The organism is Colwellia sp. E150_009, from assembly GCF_053543955.1.
Genome location: NZ_JBHFOM010000011.1, coordinates 1 through 23,220, shown reverse-complemented (window position 1 = coordinate 23,220; position 23,220 = coordinate 1). Strand labels below are relative to the sequence as shown.

The following is a 23,220-nucleotide window of genomic DNA, read 5'->3' as shown; positions in this document are numbered from 1 at the left end:
AACAAATACAAACCACCATGAATGAAAAACTAAATCATCAGAACTGTCATATTTGTGACAGAGCGTTTATCTGATCTCCCTTATTATAGCGTCACTAACAAACAGCCAAGGTTGTTTATCTGGTCAAACTACTTAATTGGTAATAACAATGAAGCAGCAGACCTTTTTATTAAGCAAATTATTCAATTAACAGGTGATTATTATGACTAAGATTATTGGTATTGATTTAGGTACAACAAATTCATGTGTAGCGGTTATGGAAGGTGGTAAAGCCAAAATTATCGACAATGCAGAAGGTAGTCGCACTACCCCGTCTGTTGTTGCTTACGCTAACAACGAAACATTAGCGGGCCAGCCAGCTAAAAGACAAGCCGTTACTAACGCTAAAAATACATTATTTGCAATTAAACGCTTAATAGGCCGTAAATTTGACGACGAAGAAGTGCAAAAAGATATAAAACTAGCGCCATATAAAATTGTGAAAGCAAAAAATGGCGACGCTTGGGTTGAAGTCAATGGAAAAGCCTTGTCTCCACAAGAAGTGTCTGCGCAAGTATTACGTAAATTGAAAAAAGATGCTGAAGCTTATTTGGGTGAAGCGGTAACAGAGGCGGTGATTACTGTGCCAGCATACTTTAATGATTCGCAACGACAAGCAACAAAAGACGCAGGTAAAATTGCAGGCCTTGATGTAAAACGTATCATTAATGAACCTACTGCAGCCGCATTAGCGTATGGCGTTGATAAAAACAACAAAGCTGACCAGAAAGTTGTGGTATATGATTTAGGTGGCGGAACTTTTGATGTTTCTATTATTGAAATTTCAAATGTAGACGGTGAAAAACAGTTTGAAGTGTTGGCAACCAATGGTGATACCTTTTTAGGCGGTGAAGATTTTGATTTACGCCTAATTAATTACCTTGCTGACGAATTCAAGAAAGACAGCGGTATTGATATTCATAACGATACATTAGCTTTGCAGCGTATAAAAGAGGCGGCTGAAAAGGCGAAAATAGAGTTATCATCAGCATTGCAAACCGATGTGAATTTACCGTACGTTACTGCTGATGCAAATGGGCCAAAACACCTAAACGTGCAAATTACTCGTGCCAAATTAGAATCTTTGGTAGAAGATCTAGTTAAAAGCACTATAGCGCCCTGTGAACTCGCATTAAAAGATGCAGGTTTAAGTAAAGGTGAAATTAGTGAGGTAATTTTGGTGGGGGGTCAAACACGTATGCCAAAAGTTCAAGAAGCGGTTAAAGCATTCTTTGGTAAAGAACCACGAAAAGATGTTAACCCTGATGAAGCTGTTGCTTTAGGTGCGGCCATACAGTCGGGTGTATTATCAGGAGCGGTTAATGACGTATTACTACTTGATGTAACTCCGTTATCGCTAGGTATTGAAACATTAGGCGGCATTATGACCAAGCTAATAGATAAAAATACTACGATACCAACAAGGGCTTCAGAAACATTTTCAACCGCTGAAGATAATCAAGCCGCAGTAACGGTACATGTGTTACAAGGACAACGAGAAATGGCGACTGACAATAAGTCATTAGGCCAATTTAATTTAACTGATATTAACCCTGGCCCACGTGGCTCAGTGCAAATAGAAGTAACTTTTGATATTGATGCCAATGGTATTTTAAATGTGTCAGCTAAAGATAAAGCGACAGGCAAAGAGCAAAGCATTAAAATTACCGCATCAAGTGGCTTAACGGAAGATGAAATAAATAGCATGGTGCAAGATGCTGAGAAACATGCAACTGAAGATAAACAAAAGCGTGAATTAGTTGAGCAACGTAACCAAGCAGACCAATTAATTCATACCGTGCAAACGTCTATGACGAGTTTAAGTGATGATCAGCAAACAACACTAAAAACTCTCATTGAGCAGTTAAAAATGGCAGTTAATGGCGATGATAAAGCAGCAATTGAAATGCGACAAAAAGCACTACAAGAAGCCTACAGCAAAGTAATGGAAGCTACACAAGCAGAGCAGCATCAAGCACAGAGCAATCAAGGAAATACCAGCAATGCTGCAAATGATGCCAGAAGTGATGATGACATCATTGATGCTGACTTTGAAGAAGTAAGCAACGGCTAATGTGTCGTAACTAATACGGCTAATATGAACATAGTTAGCACGTAAAAATCTTCAGACTAAAACCCCCTACTATTATTTATTAGGGGGTTTTCCATTTTATAACCTAAATTACAGTTAAATTACCGCTTGTTACGCAACACTATGCACCTTATGATAGACCAAATTGAGATATGCTTGATTGACGCATTCAAAGAGCCAATAAAACTAATCAACCAACTCTCAATTAAACATTTACATTCATAAATAAGAAAGGAAAAATCTAATGTTTAGTCATATCATGATCGGGGCAAACGATATTAACGCGTCAAAAGTTTTTTATGATGCCATTTTAGGCGAATTAGGACATAAACCAGGAGTATTCGACGAAAAAGGCCGTTGTTTTTACTTCACCGACACGGGAATTTTTGCCCTTACAACCCCGATTAATGGTGAGCCTGCAAGTCATGGCAATGGTACAACCATAGGCTTCTCAGCAATTTCAGGTGAACAAGCTGACGCTTGGCATGCCGCAGGTATTGCAAATGGTGGCGTAAGTTGTGAAGACGCCCCCGGTCTTCGTGGCCTTGGTGACAAACAGCTTTACCTTGCCTATTTACGTGACCCTTCTGGTAATAAAGTATGTGCGTTATATCGCAAAAGCTAATAACAATACTATTGTCATATACATTGTATTGAGTTTATTCAATTCAGCTACCCCAGCTAGGTAATAATACCTTAACTGGGGTAAGCAGGGGATAAAATGTAATAAACGCATTAACCCCTCAACAACAGTATTCAGTTGCCTTATTCATTTTATCAATTAATGCTTTTCGTGTGGTAAAAACATATTCAGTAAAATAGCAGAAACCGCCGCTAAAGCGATTCCTTTTAACTGAAAACTACCAAAACTAAAGTTCATACCCCCCAAGCCAAACACTAATACCACAGCGACTATTGCTAAGTTTTTACTTTTTGACAAATCAACTTGTGCTGTTACTAACGTTTTTAAACCAATGACGGCAATTGTGCCAAACAACAACACCATAATTCCCCCCATAACGGGCACAGGAATTGTCGATAATGCTGCGCCTGTTTTTCCCATAAAAGATAAAGCAATGGCAAAAAAAGCAGCCCACGTCATAATAACGGGATTGAAAGATTTAGTTAACGCAACAGCGCCAGTAACTTCTGAGTAAGTAGTATTAGGTGGCCCGCCTAGCATTGCTGCAGCCGATGTTGCTAAGCCATCTCCCAACAAGGTTCGCTTTAAGCCAGGTTTTGATAAGAAGTCTTTACCCGTTATATTTGAAATAGCCGTAATATCACCAATATGTTCAACTGCTGGCGCAATAGCAATAGGCAAAATAAATAATACCGCTTCCCAATGAAAAACAGGGGTAACAAAGTTTGGAATAGCAAACCAAGGACTTTTACTAATAACAGAAAAATCAACAATACCAAAAGCTAAAGCTAACCCATAACCAACCACTAACCCTGCTAATATAGGTATTAACTTAAAGATACCTTTACCTAATAAAGAAACTAAAACAGTTGTTGTTAAAGCAGCCATAGAAATAATTAAAGCAATAGCTGGGTCAACAAGTTGCAAAGCCCCGTCACCTGATTTTCCTAAAGCCATATTAACGCCAACGGGGGCTAAGTTTAACCCAATAACCATAATAACTGGCGCGACTACCACAGGTGGCAGTAACCGGTTAATAACACCGTCACCACGCCATGCAACAACAAAACTTAATAAAACATAAAACAAACCCGCAGCAACCAAACCTGACATGGTAGCAGCTATTCCCCAACTTGCTACACCATATGAAATAGGCGCAATAAAAGCAAAGGAGGAAGCAAGAAATATAGGCACTTGTCTTTTTGTAACGAGTTGAAATAAAAGCGTTCCTATTCCTGCTGTAAATAAAGCCACATTAGGATCTAACCCTGTTAAAATTGGTACTAATACTAGGGCACCAAAAGCTACAAATAACATTTGTGCGCCTAGTAAAGGTGTTTTCATGTCTATCATCTTTTATTTAGTTCCAAATATTTTATCGCCAGCATCACCCAATCCAGGCACTATATACCCTTTATCGTTAAGGTGATCATCTACAGATGCTACATAAATATCAACATCATCATGTGCTTCCTTAAGTTTTTCTATTCCTTCTGGTGAAGCCACCAAAAACAAGCCCATAATATCCTTACACCCCTTTGATTTTAGTAAATCAATCGTTGCAATCAATGTTCCGCCTGTTGCCAACATAGGGTCAACAATTAATGCAGTTCTTTGCTCTATATCACTAACTACTTTGTCAAAATAAGGAACAGCTTCTAGCGTTTCTTCATCACGATATAACCCAACCACACTAATTTTTGCACTAGGAATCAAAGGAATTACTCCATCTAACATACCTAAACCTGCACGTAAAATAGGCACAATAGTAATTTTTTTACCTTTGATATTTTCAACTTCTATATCATTACCTTCCCAACCTTCAATCGTAATTTGTTCAGTGGCTAAGTTTCGGGTAGCTTCATAGGTTAGTAATGCACCGACTTCACCGCAAAGCTCTCTAAAATTTTTGGTACTAATACCATTAGCACGCATTAATCCAAGTTTGTGTTGTACTAAAGGGTGTTTTATTTCATGAACTTTCATAACTGATCTCATTTTTTATTAAACATTAGCTAAAATTGCCGTTAATATAACATTTCTCAAAAAAGAATGATGCTTTCAACAGCATAACAAAAATAATTTTAAATCAAGAAACCCTCAAAAAGTTTGACGGTTATCAACATAGAACACGCTAAGAAGAAAATAAGGCCTTTTATTGGCATCATTCACATGTAAGCATTCGCTGAGTAATTGCTAAGTTATTAAGGTAATTAATAACGTTATTTAATCGTACGTTACTCTTAATATTATTTTGCATAAAAAATCATAAAAGCGTAATATTTACCTAATTTTCTACATTCTAAATAACTCATATGCCCGTTAATTTACCTGAACTTATTCCCGCTTCACTTACGCCAATTCAAGGTATTCGCCTTGGTTGGGCTGAAGCAAATATTAAAAAACAAAACCGTAAAGACCTACTTGTTATTGAAATTGCCGAAGGCAGCACTGTGTCAGGGGTGTTTACTCAAAATCGTTTTTGCGCTGCCCCTGTTACTTTGTGTAAAAAGCACTTAGATGCAGTAAAAAGCAATAATGTAAATGGTATAAAAGCATTAGTAATCAATACAGGTAATGCCAATGCAGGTACTGGTGAGCAAGGTATGTTAGATGCACTAACCACCTGTGAACATTTAGCTGAAATTATGACCATCCCTGTAGAGTCTATATTGCCCTTTTCAACGGGGGTCATTTTAGAACTCCTACCAATGAGTAAAATTTTAGCTGGACTGCCAAGTGCCGTTGCTAACTTAGCTAGTGACAACTGGGCTGACGCAGCTTCAACGATTATGACGACAGACATAGTGCCTAAAGCTTACGCCACTCAAGTAAAAGTAGGTCAAGAAAACATCAATATCACAGGTATATCCAAAGGTTCAGGCATGATACATCCCAACATGGCGACCATGTTAGGATATGTAGCAACCGATGCCGCTATATCGCAACCATTATTAGATAGTATCACCAAAGAAATTGCAGACCTCTCGTTTAACTGTATTTCAGTTGATGGTGACACCTCAACAAATGACTCGTTTATTGTTATAGCCACAGGAAAAAGTAACGCTTCAGCTATTACGAGCCGTGACGATAAAGGTTTTAAGGCAATATTTAATGCATTACTTGAAACCGCACAGTATTTAGCAAAAGCGATTGTTCGTGACGGAGAAGGAGCAACCAAATTTATCACTGTCACTGTAAAAGGCGCATTAACCACAGATGAGGCTAAAACTATTGGTTATTCCATTGCTAAGAGCCCTCTTGTGAAAACAGCCATGTTTGCTTCTGACCCTAATTTAGGTCGAGTACTTGCGGCTATTGGCTATGCCTCTAGAGAATGTCACTCGTTGAATGATTTAGACACCACACAATTATCACTTTATTTTGGCAATTTATTAGTTGCTGAAAAAGGCGGACTTGCGGCAAGTTATATTGAAAAAAAAGCTCAAGCTATCATGAACGAAGCTGAAATTGACATCACAGTGCAACTGAACAGAGGCAATGAAAAAGCAACCATTTGGACCTGTGATTTTAGTTATGATTACGTCAAAATTAATGCTGAATATAGAACCTAAGCCCCTTCTAATATTTGTTTCATAAACTATTTAACTCCAACACTTGCAAATGAATAAGTATCTTACCTTTCATCATTTGTGAGTGTTCTATTTTATACGTAGACAAATTGCCAAAAACAAGGAATTCACTTCAATAACTAATTGTTATAATTATTAAATAATGATGTCGTTGAAGATTTTAATAAGTAGAAATGATCACATTGTTAGTGAGATTGTTACAATAGCATAATCACCACCACCTGTTATTAACTGAATTTCGTTACTCTATAAACCACAAATAAACGCAATATTTCTTCCTAATTTATCAATTAACAATAGAATTCTAGTTAATCAGCTAATAATCTAACACCGAGATTAACAACGCTTTAAAATTAATGTATATTTACACCCAAGAATTAAGTGCATAACAATGCATCAGTATTCACTCATTAAATAACTATTCTTTTATTAGAACAACAATATACCAAGTGTATCTTATGCGTCTCCTACGAAATAAAAAATACGAAGAAAAAAAACTTTTAAATATTAAAAATCAAACAATTAACCCTGTGGTGGCACCATGTTAGCAAAGCGCATAATTCCTTGTTTAGACGTACGTGATGGTAAAGTTGTCAAAGGTGTACAATTTAGAAATCATGAAATTATTGGTGACATAGTGCCATTGGCTCAAAAATATGCCGAAGCAGGCGCAGATGAACTGGTTTTTTATGATATTACCGCCAGCTCTGATGGTCGTGTTGTTGATAAAAGCTGGGTTAGCCGTATTGCCCAAGTCATTGATATTCCTTTTTGTGTCGCTGGTGGCATTAAAAGTGAAAATGACGCAAAAGAAATTCTCATGATGGGTGCAGACAAAATTAGTATTAACTCGCCTGCCCTGCGTGACCCTACACTTATTTCACGCCTTGCTGATCATTTTGGCCAACAGTGTGTTGTAGTTGGTATTGATAGTTTTTATGACAAAGAAACACAGCAATACCAAGTTTACCAATTTACAGGTGATGAAAACCGTACTCAAAAAACAAGCTGGACTACTTTTGACTGGATAAAAAAAGTCGTTAGTTTAGGCGCTGGCGAAATAGTGCTTAACTGTATGAACCAAGATGGTGTACGTCAAGGGTACGATATTGAACAATTAAAACAAGCAAGAGCTGTATGTAATGTGCCATTAATTGCTTCAGGTGGTGCGGGCACTATTGAACATTTTGCTCAAGTTTATCAACAAGCCGATGTTGATGGCGCACTTGCTGCTTCGGTATTTCATAAAGGCATCATTCCAATAGACGAACTAAAAACCTATTTAAGATCACAAAGCATTGAGGTAAGACCATGTTAGTAAACAAAGATAATATCAATGAATTAGCATGGGGAAAAATGGATAACCTTATTCCTGCTATTATTCAACATGCCGCTACTGGTGCAGTTTTAATGCAAGGTTATATGAACCAAGCATCATTAACAGAAACGTTAGCATCAGAAAAAGCAACCTTTTATAGCCGCTCAAAACAAGCGTTATGGGTAAAAGGCGAAACTTCTGGCAATTATTTACATGTAAAACAAGTCCTTACTGATTGCGACCAAGATAGTTTATTAATTGCTTGCATGCCTACAGGCCCTACATGCCATTTAGGCACTGAGTCTTGTTTCCCTGAACAAAAGCTAACCAATCAGAATTTTTTAAGCCAACTAGAGCAAGTGATTGCTAGCAGAAAAGACGATGATCCTAACGAAAGCTACACGGCTCATTTATTCTCACGTGGCACAACTAAAATGGCTCAAAAAGTAGGAGAAGAAGGCGTTGAAGTTGCCTTAGCTGCCGTTGCTGAAACGAAAGAAGACTTATTAGGGGAATGTGCAGATTTGTTCTATCACACGCTTGTTTTACTTGCAGATCAAAAAATTGACTTAAGTGAAGTGATGACAGTTCTTCAAGATCGCCATAAAAAATAACACCTGAAACACAATCACAATTGATTTGAATCTTTTTGATAACTGAATGCATCCTTGTTATAACTAACATCGATGCATTTTTGTCATTAATGCTTATATAAAACTAAACCTTACGCTTGAACTAGATACATGAACTTACATAACTTGAACAACTTAGAAAACATAAAAACAACTTGGCAAGTTAAACACTTTGATGAGTTATCACTTGATCAATTGTATGATTTATTAAAATTACGTATTGATGTATTTGTTGTTGAGCAAACGTGCTATTACCCTGATTTAGATAGTGAGCCAAATCAGTTAGACAGACACCCAGATACCCTGCACGTTTTAGGGTATCAAAACAATAAACTTATTGCCTATTTACGGATATTACCTAAAGGGCAAAGTTATGATAATTATATAAGCATAGGCCGTGTCGCTATTGCAAAACAGGCAAGAAGATCAGGCCTAGGCCATCAATTAATGTGTGAAGCACTAAATTTATGCCAGCAATATTTTTCTAATCAAAGCATTAAAATTTCAGCACAAGAGCATTTGATTAATTACTATCAACAACATGGTTTTGAGCAAGTATCTGATATGTATCTTGAAGATAATATTCCCCATGTTGCTATGATCAAAAATATCGCTATTTAAATGGCATACACAGTTTAAAAAATAAAGGCATAAATATTTGCTACAGCTAACAAAATTAAAACCAAAAACATAGAAAGCATACCGAAGGCTCTTGACTTTGAAGTACCAACAGATTGAGTTAAACCTATTGCATGCAGCACCCTACCAACAAATAAAACCGCACCAAATAAATGTACCCAAAAACTATCTGCGCCGCTGAGTTCAAAACCAACTAATAATATTAGCGCTAGCGGCATGTACTCAGAAAAATTTCCGTGTATTCTAATCGCTTTAATTAAAGGCTCTTTCCCACCATCTCCCAAACCTACTTTAAGCTTAAATCTTAGTCGAATAATGTTAATAGACAAGCCAATATAAAGCAGCGTAAGTAAACTGGCATAAAACGCCGTAATAGTAATATTAATATCCATAATTCGCCTTCCCCCAACAATAGCAGGGGTAATAAAATGAAGTGTGTTTTCCTTTATATAACAAAAAACTCGCCGCAGCGAGTTTTTATTCGTTATTTTGCTTAACGTAAAAAATTAAGCGAGTTGTGCAGATAATAAGGCATTAACCGCTTCAACCGCTTGAGTACCATCAATGGTTAAATATTGGCAGTTGCCTGATTCAGCTTCAGCTTGATAAAAATCTACTAGCGGCTTAGTTTGCTCATGATAAATAGCTAAACGTTTACGTACTGTTGATTCTTCATCATCTGGACGAATAGACAAATCATCGCCTGTCACATCATCTTTGCCTTCCACTTTTGGTGGATTATAAACAAGGTGATAAACACGACCAGAACCTGAATGTACGCGTCGACCAGCCATACGCTCAACAATAACTTCATCAGGCACATCAAATTCAAGCACATGATCAACATTGATACCATTTTCTTTCATCGCATTAGCTTGTGGGATAGTACGTGGAAAACCGTCAAGTAAGAAACCAGCTTTACAATCATCTTGGGTAATACGTTCTTTTACTAAACCAATAATAAGTTCATCAGAGACTAGTTGACCAGCATCCATCACAGCTTTTGCTTGTTTACCTAATTCAGTGCCCGCTGAAATGGCAGCGCGAAGCATGTCACCAGTTGAAATTTGAGGGATACCAAATTTGGCCATTAAAAACTGAGCTTGTGTGCCTTTGCCCGCACCAGGAGCACCAAGAAGTACAATACGCATATAAACTAACCCTTAAGTGATAATTGTGTTTAAATAAAAATAATTACATTAATACAACTACCTATCCTTCGCTAAAAAGGGTAAATTGATCACACTAATGTAATAATTCTTAGCTATTCTATTTGTTGGGGCAAACACTATACAAGTTAGCCCAGAATCAAACAAGCTTAGCATACAAAAAAGGAGCATTCATTGACAGAGAATTGCCCCTTTTTCAGACTAAAGTATACTGTTTTACCAGTACAAACTTACTTAGTTAAACTTAGCATTAATTTATTCAAACGAGACACAAAGCTAGCAGGGTCTTTCAAACTACCGCGCTCAGCTAACATGGCTTGTTCAAACAATACTTCAACCCACTGATTAAATTTATCATCGTCTTGTTCATCAGCCACATGCTTAACTAACTCATGCTCACCGTTTATTTCGAATATAGGCAGTGTTTCTGGCACTTCTTGACCAACAGATGCCATTAGTTTCGCCATTTGGCTACTCATGTCATGTTCGTCAGCTACAATACATGCAGGTGAATCGGTTAAACGTTGAGAAAGTTTAACATCTTTCACTTTACCTTTAAGCGCATCTTTAATTCGTACAACAACACTGTCGAACTCTTTCTCAAGTTTTTCTTGTGCTTCTTTTGTTTCCGCATCGTCCATATCACCTAGGTCTAAACCACCACGTGTAACAGATTGCAATTGCTTGCCATCAAATTCATTTAAGTGGCTAACTAACCATTCATCAATACGGTCAGACATGAGTAATACTTCAATACCTTTTTTACGGAAAACTTCTAAATGAGGGCTATTTTTAGCGGCTTCAAAGCTATCAGCAACCACATAATAAATCTTGTCTTGGCCTTCTTTCATACGTTCAACATAAGAAGCTAAAGAAACATTTTGCACAGCATTATCTTCATTGGTTGAAGCAAAACGTAGTAAACCTGCAATTTGTTCTTTATTTGAAATATCTTCAGCTGGGCCTTCTTTTAGCACTTGTCCAAACTCATCCCAAAAACCTTGATATTTTTCAGCATCATTTTTGCCTAACTTTTCAAGCATTTTCAACACACGTTTAGTACAACCTTTACGAATAGCTTGGGTAATTTTGTTATCTTGTAAAATCTCACGCGAAACGTTTAACGGTAAGTCATTTGAATCAAGTAAACCTTTCACAAAACGTAAATACGTTGGCATAAATTGCTCAGCGTCATCCATAATAAAAACGCGTTGTACATACAGTTTTAAGCCATGTTGTTTTTCACGGTTGTACATGTCAAATGGCGCTTTAGCTGGCACATAAAGAAGTGAAGTATATTCAGTTTTTCCTTCTACTTTATTGTGTTCCCATAATAAAGGGTCGCCAAAGTCATGTGATACATGCTTGTAAAATTCGTTGTATTCCTCATCAGAAATATCAGCTTTTTCACGAGTCCATAATGCAGTAGCTTTATTAATAGCCTCCCATTTTGCAGGAATAGCATCTCGTGCTTCTACTGCAGGCGTAGTAACATTACCTTCATCATCTTTCACTTCAGCAACCGCTTCAACGGCAGGCACTTCAGGTGTTAGCATTTCTACAGAAACAGAAATGTGATCAGAGTATTTAGTCACAATTGACTTTAATCGCCATTCATCAGCAAACTCACTCTCATCTTCTTTTAAATGAAGAATAATATCAGTACCACGATTTGACTTATTGATTTTTGCCGTAGTAAATTCACCTTCACCACCACTTACCCATTCAACACCTTCAGAGGCATCATCACCTGCACGACGAGTACGAACAGTGACTTTATCTGCAACGATAAAGGCAGAGTAAAATCCAACACCAAATTGGCCAATTAATTGTGAATCAGCCGCTTGGTCACCTGATAATTGTGAGAAAAATTCAGCCGTACCTGATTTTGCAATAGTACCTAAATGTTCAATAACTTCATCAAGGTTCATACCAATGCCGTTATCAGAAATCGTGACTGTGTTGTTTTCTTTATCACAACTTACACGAACTCGTAATTCACCATCGCCTTCAAATAAATCAGCATTAGATAAACCTTTAAAACGTAGTTTGTCTGAAGCGTCGGCTGCATTTGATACTAATTCACGTAAGAAAATTTCTTTATTAGAATAAAGACTGTGGATCATTAGTTGAAGTATCTTAGCGTTATCTGACGCAAACTTATGATTTACTGGTTCTTTTTCAATTGTCATGTGATTAATTCCTACTTGTTTTTACAATGTGATAACTGATTTGATAATTATTCCCTAACTTGACTTGAAGCAAAGTGATTCAAACAGAGAACATTAGTTGCTACATATCTGAGGCTGGTTTAACTTTTTTCAAGGGGAAGGATGAACTTTAGATAAAAAAATTCAAATAATCTGAGTTTTTTATAATCAATAAATCATATATATTTAAACATTTCAATTAATCACTTAATACTTACTAACAACACAGGAAGGCGTATTAAAAGTAGTTTTTTCTGAAAATGCATTAACAGGCGAAAAACCAAACTATTTTACACCTTAGCTTTGTGCACCTTGCGATCAAGCAATTGATCGTAACTCCTTCCCCCTATTTACTATATTATATAAAGCAGACTCAGGACTTGTCCAACACCCGAATAGGTGTCACGACCGAATAAATAAGGTAGACGCTGTTAGCTAACAGCTTAATAATCCACGTATATCAGCATGATAACCGACAAATTTACTTACTCCATCTAATGCGTTAACTCACATAATTGAGAAGTGAACAATATGGCTCTGATTTATTGAGCATAGATCAGAGCATTTAACTTGACGTGAGGCGTCATACCAACGCTTTAGTCGCAGAATTAACCTCATGTTTAAGCACGAGTTTAATTCTTCTATCATAATAATTTAAAGTCTTATTTAAAATGACATAAAGCTAGCTCACACTCGAAGGAAGAACGAAAAAGGAATGAAAGTTAATGAATATTGATACTTTACAACAAATCAAACCGGGCTTTATGTTTAGCTAATAGTTCAGACTGTTTATTTCGAGCCTGTTTCACTGTGGTTTTCTGCCCTGATTGGTGCTGTGCTTCAAACCAGTCGAGTAAGTCAATACGAACTTGATAGCCTTCTTTAATACAAAATTCACGCTTACTCACCATCACTTTCGCAGCCCCCATTGATGCACCTGAGTACCAAGTGCATTGAGAATAGCCTTGTGATTCTAGCCAGCCCATCACTTGGGTATTATAAATGAGCCATACCAAAAGAAAGATAGGAAAGCTGCTCCCAATGAAAACCAAGCCTTTTTTTTGCTTTTCAACGGTCATAGTTTGTTTCACTTGATGCACAATCCCCCACGCTAATACCAAAAATGCCGGAATCATACTTAATAAAGGAAGCACAACATTGCGCACTTTCACTAACGCTACCCCCTCTTTAATACGTTCCAGCATGGCAAACTCATTCAAAGCCGTCATCACTAATGCAAACACGCCCCCTAATAATAACGTAATAAATACCCCCCCTTGTAAGGGGGATATAGGCTTAGAACAAACCTCTATTGCGTCTTTCATCGAAACTGAGTTCCAAAATACGGAATACCGAATAAACGATGTATAAAACCGATGGGGTCGGCATCAAACATACGCTCTACCCGATTAATTTCATACTGTACGTTTAATAAGCCTTGTTTAAACTGTTGCTCAGCTTCACGTAAACTATCCGAAAGATTTTTAGACAATGCATCCGAATCAACAAATGCGGTCGTGAGCATCATCAATGCAGCGCCCACTACAACTACCGCTAACATCGGCCCCACCGCAGCCATTGCCACAGTACCACCAATATAAGTGGCTACAGCACCCCAAGCAATGCCTGAAGCCGCTGCGGCGATACCAACATCAACCGCCATACCACCAACAAAATCATGCCAAGTGGCTTGGTCGTTTAGCATTTGTTCAAAAGCATGAAAGGTCGCAGAAATAATCACTGTTACTACAAAACCGGTTTTAATGGATTTAGCAACACCGAGTTTACCTATTCCGAATGACACCACTTTTGGGTTACTTGCTAGGTATTTGGTACCAGTTAAATGTTTACGAAATCCTGAATAACCTTTAAACACCACGTTGGGCTTACCATTATAAGTTTTAACGTAATATTTGGAGAAGGTGTTTCCGTCGCGTTTCATTTCTAACGCAATAGCGCCAAGTCCCACCACATCGACTCCCCATGGAATAAAGCCTGTACCTGTTTTAATACTTGCTTTGTATTGTTCCCAGCTTTGTGGGTTCACACCTGCTTTTTGAAACGCATTCTCGAACCATTCGACGATTTGTTGTTGTTCTTTACCTTGTAAGCGCAGTGTGTGAAGCACATAATCGATAAATTCTTGGCTGTTCATTTGAACAAGGGTGTGCTGGTTATTTTTGATTGCCTTGTGGATCTGATGATGACGCTGTTTTTCGGCAATGGTGGATCTTGCATATGTAAACATGCTGATTTCCTTATCATATTGTTAGTATTATTACATTGGTTTTAAAATTACAAAAAGGCTCTTTCTTTTAATAACTTGAAAATTAAATTACCATTAATTCTACTCGCCAAGATATCACCTATATAAAAAAAAGAAAATAAAAGTTTACTCAGCGCGACTAAATTCGCCTACAATTTGTTCTTATGATTATAATCGCGGTCTAAAAATAATTCTTTCTTCCTGAAAATGCATGAGACAAGGTATTTCCATCAACATATTCCAGTTCTCCACCAACAGGAACACCATGAGCAATACGAGAAATATTTACTTGATATTTTTGCGCCAGTTCAGCAATAAAATGCGCCGTGGCTTCCCCTTCTACCGTTGGATTAGTGGCAAGTATCACTTCTTCAAATTGCCCTGAAGCAAATTGATGTTCTAAAATATCTAAACCTAAATCATCTGGGCCTATGCCGTCAATAGGAGATAAGTGTCCCATCAGTACAAAATATTTTCCGCTGAACTCCCCTGTTTGTTCTATAGCAATCACATCGCCAGGGCTTTCAACAACACATAACGTTGTGGCAATTTTTCGTTTTGGGCTTTGACAAATTTCACATAAGTCCTGTTCGGTAAAATTTCGACACGATTGGCAGTGTCCAATATCAGTCATTGCTTTCGCTAACGTTGAAGCAAGCTTACTACCTCCGCGGCGATTGCGCTCTAACAACTGAAATGCCATGCGCTGAGCCGATTTAGCCCCAACGCCAGGTAAACATTTTAACGAATCAATCAGTTCTTGCACCAAAGGGCTAAATTTCATAGAAATGGTCTTTTGTTTTTTAAAAGTTAAACATAACGATAGTTATAAAGGGCTAGATACGGGATAAAGTACTTGGTCTTTATAACCTGTGGTAATTGGCATAAAACCAGACAATAACTGATCTAGTTCATTATCACCAGTATCACATATGAGTGGCTTATTATTTAACGCGTTTAATTTTGTTTTAGTGGCAATAATAACAATATTTTCTTTGCCGCCGCTTTGTTCAATAATAAAGCGAATAATTCTCGGACTTAATTGCTGATTACCTCGGCCAAAAATATGTCCTTGTCCACCAATTAACGTAATGACTAAATTAACATTATATTTGGCTTCTTTAGCCATATTAAGTTGCTGCCACAATGCTTGTTCAGTTACATCATTAGCCACTAAACTTTGATTTTGTACTAAATCAATCCCTAGCAATGTACTTTCTAAACCCAATTCACCCATCAAAAAATGGGTGGTTGAGCCCGAACCAATAATAAACAAAGTATTTTCATTCTCTGTCATATTAACGATAACATCTTCACTAATGTCTTGAAGCACTAATTCATCAGATTCCTTACCACCTGACTTAACTGCTTGTACATAACGAAGCTCACTGGGAATTTGCATTTCACCAAAGCGCTTGGCTTTAACAATACCCTGACGAAATAATGACTCATCAATGTCCATAACATCGCCTTCCGTTAACGTAACCAATTGTTTAGTCACCATTAACTCAACTACACGGCCAGCTGCGGTAGGCGTAATAGCGTAAACGCCAGAATGAATTTTGCAACCTGCGGGAATACCTAAAACAGGCACGTTAGAAAACGTACGCTGTTGAACATTATCGACCGTATTTTGCGAGATAACGCTGGCAATATTACGCGCGGTGCCATCTCCCCCTGCAAATAATATTACATCTACCTGTTCAGCTAACAATGCTAACAATGTTTTTTCAGTATCACTTGCTTGGGTATGTTCACTGTCAGTGTGATAAATCACTTCAACGCAAAAACCTAACTCTTTTGCTGCTTGTTCACCCATTTGGTTATTGGCAGTATAAATTGTAATTTCATCTTGGTACGGTAATAAAACACGTAAAGCTGTTTGCGTGCGTTCATTCGCTTTTAGCTCAGCGCCTAACGCCAACGCGTGCTTTACCATGTCATCACTACCCTTTAGCGCAACACTACCACCAACACCAGCTACAGGGTTAATAACCAAACCTAATTTGAACATAATTTGTCTTCTTTATTTTTTATAAAATTGTCGAGCGTTAAAGGTAAAGGAGTATTATAAAAAGTCGCTAAAGCTTCAATAAACTGATTCGCTCTTTTTGGAAAACCTTGTTGTAAAAATAATTTTACTTGTTCAAAAACTTTCAGTTTAAAACCATGAGTATCCGCTTGAAAGCCCTCAATATTATCAGAAGATATATTAAACTCTTTTTGCACCGCCACATTAAAAGCCCACTCTATCGCTTGCGGAATAACCTCAACCTGCTCAAATTTTTTCTGTTGTTCCTCATTTCTTCCATCTGGTATATACCAATAACCAAAATCTTCTAATAAACGTCTTGCTTCACCTGCATGACACCAATGAGAAATTTCATGCAAAGCACTAGCATAAAAACCATGAGCAAAAATAATTTGGTGGTAAGAACGCTCTGCGCTGGCTGGTAGGTATATTGGTTCATCTTTTCCCTTTATCAATTTAGTATTGTATTCATTGAAAAAAGTGTCGTGGAAAAGCAAAATAAGATCTTGATACTGATGACGCATAACCAATGGTATTAACAAAGTAAAAATTTGCGCTATTGTAACGAAAAAAGGTGCCTATTTCATCCCGCAACCATGAGAAAATAGTACACCTTTTTATGCTAAAATAATGAGAAATTACATTTCAATAATCCTAAATTTATTTTTTCAGTGCACGGTTAATCACCAAATATCCTAATATGCCAGAAATTAAAGACCCAATAACTATGCCTAGTCTATCTTGGTATAACACACTGTTACTCGTTTGCTCAAAGGCCAGTGAACCAATAAATAAACTCATTGTAAAACCAACACCACACAACAATGCTACACCATAGAGTAGTGTCCAGTTAACATTGGCTGGTAACTTAGCAAAACCTAACTTTATCGCAATAAAACAAAAACCAAAAACCCCCAATTGCTTACCGATCACTAAGCCTAGAATAATACCAATAGGCACAGGAGCCATGATCTGTGTAATACCTACATCAACAAAACTTATACCTGCGTTAGCAAAAGCAAAAATAGGTAATACAATAAACGCAACCGTTGAATGTAAATTATGCTCTAACGACTTCAAGGGGGATGGATCATCACCTTCCCCTTTAATCGGAATAAACAAGGCAAGAATTACGCCTGCTAATGTTGCATGTACCCCTGACTTTAATACTGCAATCCATAAAACAACACCAATAAAAATATAGGGCGAAGTACTTGTTACGTTCTTTTTATTTAACACGAATAAAATGGTTAGCATACAGCCTGAAATAATAAGCGCTAATGTCGATAATTGATCTGTATAAAATAACGCAATAATAATAATGGCGCCTAAATCATCAAAAATAGCTAAAGAGGTTAAAAACACTTTTAATTGTAAAGGTACTTTCGAGCCAATAATAGCAAGTATTCCAAGCGCAAAGGCAATATCTGTTGCGGTGGGTATTGCCCAACCATTGAGTGCTTCTGGGGTATTGTAATTAAATCCCGCATAAATCAATGCAGGCATTAACATACCGCCTAATGCGCCAATTGCTGGTAATGTTACTTGCCCTGGTTGTGATAAATCACCTTCTAAAAATTCTCGTTTTAATTCAAGACCAACCAAAAAGAAAAATAATGCCATGAGGCCATCGTTAATCCATAAAAGAAGTGGTTTAGCTATTTCTAAGTTGCCTACTGCAACAACAACGGGAACATCAAGTAATAAATTGTACCAACTAGCCCAAGGGGAATTTGCGAGTATCATGGCGAATACTGCTGCAAACATTAAAATAATACCACTAGCAGATTCTTTTTTTAAAAACGTTTCGATAGTTGATATAGTCATTCTTTTCCTTTTATAACGTTACTGAGACGAGTTGCCTTACCGTGCGACATAATATGTCAAACCGTGAGAGCTAGGCAACTTTTTTATTAAAGTCAATTATAACTTAACTTAATGAATCACCATATATATATGATAAAAATTCGGAAAAACAAGATAAAACAAAATTAATACGTGATTTATTGATTTAAACTAGCGTAGTTTTGCGGTTTAAGTATAATATTAATGGCACAATTAATATTAGTAGCAATAATCATAACTTAATTATAGGTTAATAATGAAAAAACTAGATAATACAGATCTCCACATTTTAACTATTTTGTACAATGATGCCGACATAAATAATAAAGAGTTAGCAGAAAAAATTGGTATTGCCCCTTCAACCTGTTTAGAACGAGTAAAACGCTTAAAACAAAATAGAGTAATCAAGGGAGCATTTATTGACGTTAATTTAAATACTATTGGCGGAAATATTGAAGCGATTGCGGCCATTCGTTTACAGCCTTATTCAGAAGAAATAGTAAATCAATTTCGCGATGATTTATTACAGTTTCCTGAAATATTAAATCTTTATCATATGGGTGGCAGTTATGATTACTACGTACACATGTCGGTACAAGATAGTGAACACTTACGTCAGTTTGTTTTCAAACAAATCACTTCTCGTGATGAAGTAACAACCGTAGAAACATCACTTGTATTTGAACATAGCCGTAGTGGTGTGCTACCTAATTTTCAAAAAGAATAAAATACTTCAGTTTCCCCCCTATTTAATAGTTTTGTTTTTTTCTAAATTCATGGTTTCTGTTCACAACAACTTGGTTACGTTGTTTAGTTGAGATCCCTCTCGGTGATTTAGACACTGCACTGTTAAGGCGTTTGTTGCTAGTATTATGCTTAATATTTCGCTTTTTCATTGACGAATGTGGATTCAATTTACCTGTCGCAATGTTTAAAGCGGGTTGTGCTACTTTTTTTGATACATCTCGCGATACAGGGTGCACTGCTCGTGTAGTTTTAAACTCTTTTACATGCTTTCTATTTACATGGTTGCTATTTATTACGGCTCCGTGCTTTTTTACAGCCCGATGTTTTATCGAAGATTTATTGTGAAATTTTTCTCGAATAATCTTGTTTTTATATGATACACCTCTTCTGTGTACAGGTTTATGTAACCAAACCTTAGCATAACCACCGTGAGTAATTAACTTACGAGCACGGTAATGATGTGTTTTGCGTGGATTAACCACCATAATGTGACGCTTATGCCAATGAAATGTACTAAAAAAATAGTTAAATGAAATATAAATACCTGAATGCCAATGAAAGGGGTTATGGTGGTTCACATAAACACGATGGGATGGTGTCCAGTAAACAGGAGGATACGACGACCAACGCCAAATACCATATACCATGCGTGTATCATAGTATGGTACATAAACAACTTCTCGTTCTTTCGACTCAATCACAATATTATTATCATCATAACTCACATCCATGTTAGCCATTTTACTTAAGTTTCCCGCATGTTTTGCTTCATACCTTAACGATTGTATACTCGCTAACACTCTACTTTCATCTTCCAAAAAAGTATCACCGAGTTGCTGCATCCAACTTAAATCATCACTTAACCGAGATAAAATTTGTTCAAATGGCACCAAGGCTTTAACACTGGCATCCCAGTCAAAATCTTCAATTGCTTTTGCAATCTGCTTGGTATTAAGAGAAGCATTATTTTTCAGCCATCGGTGCGCTTCTATTATTTCAATAGGGTACGTTGAAGCAATCAAAATATGCGTTAATAAGCTATCTGGGTATAAAGCAATAGGGGCCAGCATTTGCGCAAGCTCTGCATCACTCAGCTGTTCTGCTTGTTGCTTGCTTGATTCTGTATTAAGGTAGGCTTGTTGTGCCATGACAGAAAAACTCGTCTGCAGCGTGAGTAAAACACTACATAATAGAATTAACTTTTTCATCATTATTATCCTTTTCTTAATACTGGTTCTTATGATATGTAATAAGGATAACAAGGCTAAACTGAACATAAGCTGAATGACATAATAAGAAAGAAGTTTGGTTCCCTTTTTATCAGACTGAAGTCTAACCTACGTTGAAATCTGTATTTGAATTCGCATTGGAGAATGACTAATTTACTGATAATTATATAGATAGAGGGTAATTTATTGCCCTTTTTGTCGTTCTAAGACGCTCGATATTCTAAATAATAAACAAAGCAGTTAACTAGAGAAGTCAAAAATGAGGGTAAAAGTAGCCCCTGAAAGTATGTGTGAATTACTAATACAAAGTAGGCCTTGATAACTCTTCACTAAATCATTAACAATCGCCAAACCAATACCATGACCAACTTGATAGGTATCAGCCCTACCGCCCCTAGATAAAATAACGGCCTGTTGAGATTCATCAATGCCCTTACCATCATCAGAAATCTCAATGGTTAATTTTTGATTTGTATAAACAGCTTTTATGGCAATATTGTGTTTAGCTGCTTTACAGGCATTGTCTAAAATATTCCCTAAAATCTCCATCAAATCAGCTTCATCACCTTTAAAAACGGCCTTTTTGTCTATCTCAACAGCAAAAGACAAGTTATTTTCTTGGTATATTTTGGCTAATGTTTTAATTAGCTTCTCTACAACAGGTAATATTTGAACTCCTAAATGCCATGAAAACTGGCCTGCCGTTTGCGCTCTTTTTAATTGATGTTCAATAATTTGATCTATACGTTGTAATTGTTGACTTGCACTTGATGAGACATCAGTTTGACTGTGCATCACCGCAAGTGGCGTTTTTAAACTGTGGGCTAAATCAGCTAAGGCATTACGATAACGTTTTCGTTGGTTTTCTTCGGTTACTAACAAGATATTTACTTGCTGAGTGACTTGATGTAATTCAAGAGGATAGTTAGCATCTAATGCTTTTTTTTGGCCTTTTTCTATTTGCTCTAACTCATGGGTTAACTTGTTTAGTGGTTTTAAAGTCCAGAGCAAGCCTATAATTTGTATAAAAACAAACACCATCATAAGCACAAATAGCCATGTCCAAAGGGTATTTCTAAACTCGTTTAAGGCAATTAATAACTGCTTCTGATCTTTAATTAAATGCAGTGTTACAGCAAAAGCTTGACCATTATCAGAAAAACTAGCACTAAAACTGTAAAGTAAATGACTATTTCCCGCGAGTTCTATTTTTGAAAAATGAGTGTCTCCTATTTTAGGCGTAGGAAATGACTCAGGTAAAGATAAAGTAAGCAAAGATTGAGACTGCCACAATGGGCTAAGCGGTTCTGTATTATCCGTTAAACTCGAAGGCTTAATTAACGGCATAATCACCGCATACAAACCAGACTGACTAACATTAAACTGATTTTCTAGTAAAACATCAGGCATAACCAATTGATTATTTTCAACTTCAGCCACTGTAAAAATTGAGTAACTGTATGCGTTAAGTTCATTTTGAATAGATAAATACAATTGCCGTTCAAAGGCGTTACTTAACGTATAACCAATAACAGGTAACATTACTAACGTCATTACCAAAGCGCTTAATAGTAAGCGAACTTTTAACGAGTTCATTAGGAGTTCAGTCGCTTTAATTTATAACCATGACCTCGAAGTGTTTCAATAAAACCATATTCGTTATTAGGATCTAGCTTTTTTCTTAAACGCCGAATAAATACTTCAATTACATTAGAATCAAGATCAAAATCTTGATCATAAATGTGCTCAGTTAAAGTCGCTTTAGAGGTTACCTCATCAAGATGCAATATCATGTATTCTAATAGTTTATATTCTGAACTACTTAATTTTATATTTTGATTATTTACTTCAACTTGTAAACTTTTAGTATTTATTGAAAGGGGGCCATTTTTTATAACTGGGCTCGCCTGCCCTACTGAGCGTCGAATTAGTGCATTTAAACGTGCAAGCAGCTCTTCAGCTTGAAAAGGCTTGGTTAAGTAATCATCAGCACCTGCATCTAAACCAGCCACCTTGTCTTGCCAGCTATTTCGCGCTGTCAACACTAAAATAGGAAAACTGATATTCTTCTCTCGCAATAATCGAATAACGCTAATGCCATCAATGAGCGGTAAGCCTACATCAATAATTGCAGCGTCATACGGATATTCTTGCCCTTGAAATAAAGCTATTTCGCCATCACTGGCTACATCAACTACATAGTTTGCCGAAATTAAATGCTCATTTAGGTTTTGCTGTAAATCTATATCATCTTCGACAAGTAATAAGCGCATAATTATTTACCACCACTAACGCGGCCACTTCTAGCATCAACAAAAACAGAAACTATATAACCATTATCCTTAATTAATTTAACTCGATAACCCGTGTTCTGCTTTTGTACTTTAAGGACTTTTCCACCTAAGCGAGCCTTAGCCATTTGCGCCGCTTGTTGGCTACTTTGTACCTTCAACTGTTGTTTTGCTGGAGGGCGGGCTTGTTGTGCAACTTGCATTGTACTGGTATTAAGTGAAAAACTATTATGAGCTAACGCACTCGTAGAATTTGTGGCACTAATAAGTAAAAAGCCAAACAAAATGCTAGGTAAATGCTTATGTAAAAGCTTATATAGAACAAAATTCATGATGGTTCCAAGTACTCACAAGTAATACCAAGTTGATTAAGTTCTTTCCCACTCAGCGAGAATTAAAAGGCTTAGAGGCACAGGTTATACGTTCCAAACATAACCTAAGTACCTACATCCATGTAGGCAAGGCATTGATTGAA

22 protein-coding genes are annotated in these 23,220 nt (G+C 36.8%); 7 read left to right on the top strand and 15 right to left on the bottom strand.

The genetic code is table 11. The annotated features are described in order from the left end of the window. The first annotated feature begins 202 nt into the window (after positions 1 to 202). Both dnaK and ACE1OF_RS07115 read left to right on the top strand, forming a co-directional pair. The gene (gene dnaK / locus ACE1OF_RS07120) at positions 203 to 2,113 is read left to right on the top strand and encodes a molecular chaperone DnaK (protein ID WP_448893576.1); all 1,911 of its coding nucleotides are present in this window, start codon (positions 203 to 205) and stop codon (positions 2,111 to 2,113) included. Between the two features lie 262 nt (positions 2,114 to 2,375). Then, positions 2,376 to 2,756, top strand: a complete 381-nt coding sequence (locus ACE1OF_RS07115; protein WP_448893575.1) for a VOC family protein — start codon at positions 2,376 to 2,378, stop codon at positions 2,754 to 2,756. A 156-nt stretch (positions 2,757 to 2,912) separates the two neighbouring features. Here the strand turns inward: ACE1OF_RS07115 and ACE1OF_RS07110 are convergent, their stop codons facing one another. Both ACE1OF_RS07110 and upp read right to left on the bottom strand, forming a co-directional pair. Further along, positions 2,913 to 4,127 (bottom strand): uracil-xanthine permease family protein, encoded by a 1,215-nt coding sequence (locus ACE1OF_RS07110; RefSeq protein WP_448893574.1) that lies wholly within the window; start codon positions 4,125 to 4,127, stop codon positions 2,913 to 2,915. A 3-nt stretch (positions 4,128 to 4,130) separates the two neighbouring features. Further along, entirely contained in the window at positions 4,131 to 4,760 is a 630-nt protein-coding gene (gene upp, locus ACE1OF_RS07105) for a uracil phosphoribosyltransferase (RefSeq protein ID WP_448893573.1), read from the bottom strand. A 329-nt stretch (positions 4,761 to 5,089) separates the two neighbouring features. Here upp and argJ point away from each other — a divergent pair, with 329 nt between their 5' ends. The 4 genes from argJ to ACE1OF_RS07085 all read left to right on the top strand — a co-directional run bounded on the left by argJ (position 5,090) and on the right by ACE1OF_RS07085 (position 8,938). Beyond that, entirely contained in the window at positions 5,090 to 6,349 is a 1,260-nt protein-coding gene (gene argJ, locus ACE1OF_RS07100) for a bifunctional glutamate N-acetyltransferase/amino-acid acetyltransferase ArgJ (RefSeq protein WP_448893572.1), read from the top strand. A 559-nt stretch (positions 6,350 to 6,908) separates the two neighbouring features. Further along, the gene (gene hisF / locus ACE1OF_RS07095; protein WP_448893571.1) at positions 6,909 to 7,685 is read left to right on the top strand and encodes an imidazole glycerol phosphate synthase subunit HisF; all 777 of its coding nucleotides are present in this window, start codon (positions 6,909 to 6,911) and stop codon (positions 7,683 to 7,685) included. Beyond that, a complete protein-coding gene (hisIE, locus tag ACE1OF_RS07090; RefSeq protein ID WP_448893570.1) occupies positions 7,679 to 8,299 on the top strand; it encodes a bifunctional phosphoribosyl-AMP cyclohydrolase/phosphoribosyl-ATP diphosphatase HisIE in 621 nt (206 codons plus the stop codon). The genes hisF and hisIE overlap by 7 nt, the downstream gene beginning before the upstream one ends. A gap of 129 nt (positions 8,300 to 8,428) precedes the next feature. Then, positions 8,429 to 8,938 (top strand): GNAT family N-acetyltransferase, encoded by a 510-nt coding sequence (locus ACE1OF_RS07085; RefSeq protein WP_448893569.1) that lies wholly within the window; start codon positions 8,429 to 8,431, stop codon positions 8,936 to 8,938. 14 nt (positions 8,939 to 8,952) lie between these two features. Here ACE1OF_RS07085 and ACE1OF_RS07080 read toward each other — a convergent pair whose 3' ends face one another. From ACE1OF_RS07080 to nhaA, 9 genes are all read right to left on the bottom strand, one after another. After that, positions 8,953 to 9,348: an MAPEG family protein gene (locus tag ACE1OF_RS07080; protein ID WP_448893568.1), complete on the bottom strand. Its 396-nt coding sequence runs from the start codon at positions 9,346 to 9,348 to the stop codon at positions 8,953 to 8,955. A 114-nt stretch (positions 9,349 to 9,462) separates the two neighbouring features. Then, positions 9,463 to 10,107 carry an adenylate kinase gene (gene adk / locus ACE1OF_RS07075; RefSeq protein WP_448893567.1) on the bottom strand — a complete coding sequence of 215 codons (645 nt, stop codon included), beginning with the start codon at positions 10,105 to 10,107 and terminating at the stop codon, positions 9,463 to 9,465. A gap of 248 nt (positions 10,108 to 10,355) precedes the next feature. Beyond that, a complete protein-coding gene (gene htpG, locus ACE1OF_RS07070; protein WP_448893566.1) occupies positions 10,356 to 12,317 on the bottom strand; it encodes a molecular chaperone HtpG in 1,962 nt (653 codons plus the stop codon). A 758-nt stretch (positions 12,318 to 13,075) separates the two neighbouring features. Further along, entirely contained in the window at positions 13,076 to 13,660 is a 585-nt protein-coding gene (locus ACE1OF_RS07065; RefSeq protein ID WP_448893565.1) for a hypothetical protein, read from the bottom strand. Further along, the gene (locus tag ACE1OF_RS07060; RefSeq protein ID WP_448893564.1) at positions 13,657 to 14,490 is read right to left on the bottom strand and encodes a hypothetical protein; all 834 of its coding nucleotides are present in this window, start codon (positions 14,488 to 14,490) and stop codon (positions 13,657 to 13,659) included. Before ACE1OF_RS07060 ends, ACE1OF_RS07065 begins: the two co-directional genes overlap by 4 nt. A gap of 292 nt (positions 14,491 to 14,782) precedes the next feature. Continuing rightward, positions 14,783 to 15,385, bottom strand: a complete 603-nt coding sequence (recR, locus tag ACE1OF_RS07055) for a recombination mediator RecR (protein WP_448893563.1) — start codon at positions 15,383 to 15,385, stop codon at positions 14,783 to 14,785. 42 nt (positions 15,386 to 15,427) lie between these two features. Further along, a complete protein-coding gene (locus tag ACE1OF_RS07050) occupies positions 15,428 to 16,618 on the bottom strand; it encodes an ATP-NAD kinase family protein (protein WP_448893652.1) in 1,191 nt (396 codons plus the stop codon). Next, a complete protein-coding gene (locus ACE1OF_RS07045) occupies positions 16,603 to 17,157 on the bottom strand; it encodes an elongation factor P hydroxylase (protein ID WP_448893562.1) in 555 nt (184 codons plus the stop codon). Before ACE1OF_RS07045 ends, ACE1OF_RS07050 begins: the two co-directional genes overlap by 16 nt. Positions 17,158 to 17,293: 136 nt before the next feature. Further along, on the bottom strand, positions 17,294 to 18,460 hold the full coding sequence (nhaA, locus tag ACE1OF_RS07040) for a Na+/H+ antiporter NhaA (protein ID WP_448893561.1): 1,167 nt from the start codon (positions 18,458 to 18,460) through the stop codon (positions 17,294 to 17,296). Between the two features lie 274 nt (positions 18,461 to 18,734). Between nhaA and ACE1OF_RS07035 the strand changes: the two genes are divergently transcribed. Next, positions 18,735 to 19,205, top strand: coding sequence for an Lrp/AsnC family transcriptional regulator (locus ACE1OF_RS07035; RefSeq protein ID WP_448893559.1), 471 nt, complete (start codon positions 18,735 to 18,737; stop codon positions 19,203 to 19,205). Positions 19,206 to 19,227: 22 nt separating this feature from the next. Here the strand turns inward: ACE1OF_RS07035 and ACE1OF_RS07030 are convergent, their stop codons facing one another. The 4 genes from ACE1OF_RS07030 to ACE1OF_RS07015 all read right to left on the bottom strand — a co-directional run bounded on the left by ACE1OF_RS07030 (position 19,228) and on the right by ACE1OF_RS07015 (position 23,077). Beyond that, positions 19,228 to 20,436 (bottom strand): DUF3300 domain-containing protein, encoded by a 1,209-nt coding sequence (locus tag ACE1OF_RS07030; RefSeq protein WP_448893557.1) that lies wholly within the window; start codon positions 20,434 to 20,436, stop codon positions 19,228 to 19,230. A 258-nt stretch (positions 20,437 to 20,694) separates the two neighbouring features. Further along, positions 20,695 to 22,008, bottom strand: a complete 1,314-nt coding sequence (locus ACE1OF_RS07025; RefSeq protein ID WP_448893556.1) for an ATP-binding protein — start codon at positions 22,006 to 22,008, stop codon at positions 20,695 to 20,697. 41 nt (positions 22,009 to 22,049) lie between these two features. Then, complete coding sequence (locus tag ACE1OF_RS07020; protein ID WP_448893555.1) at positions 22,050 to 22,727, bottom strand: response regulator transcription factor; 678 nt, start codon at positions 22,725 to 22,727, stop codon at positions 22,050 to 22,052. Between the two features lie 2 nt (positions 22,728 to 22,729). Then, a complete protein-coding gene (locus tag ACE1OF_RS07015) occupies positions 22,730 to 23,077 on the bottom strand; it encodes a PepSY domain-containing protein (RefSeq protein WP_448893554.1) in 348 nt (115 codons plus the stop codon). Between the last annotated feature and the right edge of the window lie 143 nt (positions 23,078 to 23,220).